The organism is Porphyromonas uenonis 60-3 (genome assembly GCF_000174775.1).
Taxonomy (GTDB): Bacteria; Bacteroidota; Bacteroidia; order Bacteroidales; family Porphyromonadaceae; genus Porphyromonas; species Porphyromonas uenonis_A.
In genome coordinates, this window is the sequence record NZ_ACLR01000225.1 from 1 (window position 1) to 967 (window position 967).

General features: G+C 45.6%; 1 pseudogene. It reads left to right on the forward strand.

The window, feature by feature from the left end:
- Nucleotides 1-611 precede the first annotated feature (611 nt).
- Nucleotides 612-967 (forward strand): annotated as a pseudogene (locus PORUE0001_RS08955) (transporter); the annotation flags it as partial.

Genomic DNA, 967 nt, shown 5'->3' on the forward strand with positions numbered 1-967 from the left:
CGAAGGGTGTAAGATAGCTGTCAAGCGGGTCAATCGTCCCCTGACACTTGCTGTCAAAACGTTTAGGACACTATTGGACTGACGCATTATTTAGGATGAGGTCATCGACGACACTATCAAGGAAATTGAGCAATTCCTCAGTGGAAATCGACGAATCTCCACGGAGGAATAAAAAAATCTTCCGAACTTTGATTTGCTTCTTCCGAAGTTTCATTTCATTCTTCCGAACTTTTATTTCCCGGCTCCGTGGGGAATTTTTATTTGCTCCGTGAAGCTTCCCGATTTGCTCAGGAGAGATTGAAATCAGTCGAGATGCAGGAGTAGCTATAGAGTGGCTCGAGATTGCTTTGTAGTGAGGATTTAGCCATATATTACTCGAAGGTCATCAAAGAAGAGCTGATTATGATGCACCAGCCCTGTCAGCCAACGCCTAATCTCTAACGTCTAATCTCTAGCATCTAATCTCTAACGTCCAATCTCTAGCATCTAATCTCTAACGTCTAATCTCTAATTTTGTACCTTTGCGTTAGTATTGGAGCGTTTAGTTTGGATGATGCGCTCCTACGTTGTATGGCTCCTGTGGAGGAGCCTCACTTTACTAAGATACATGTATGGATAGTCTGCGAGCATTTTTCAACGAGCTCTTCGTCATACCTTCGGTGCCTCAATCGATTATTGTGATCTCACTGGTCTCACTGGTGGGGTTGCTCTTGGCACGCATTCGCATAGCCCGTATCTCTCTCGGGGTGACCTTTGTCTTTTTCGTCGGTATCCTGCTCTCTTACTGGGGTATCACGCTAGAGGCTAGGACGCTAGACTTTGGGATGAACTTCGGGCTGATTCTATTTATCTATGCCCTAGGTCTTCAGGTGGGTCCAGCTTTCTTTCCCTCGCTCAAGAAGGGTGGTATACAAGACAATATAGACTCGCTCCTATTGGTCGTGGTGAATATTGCCTTGGTCGTGGG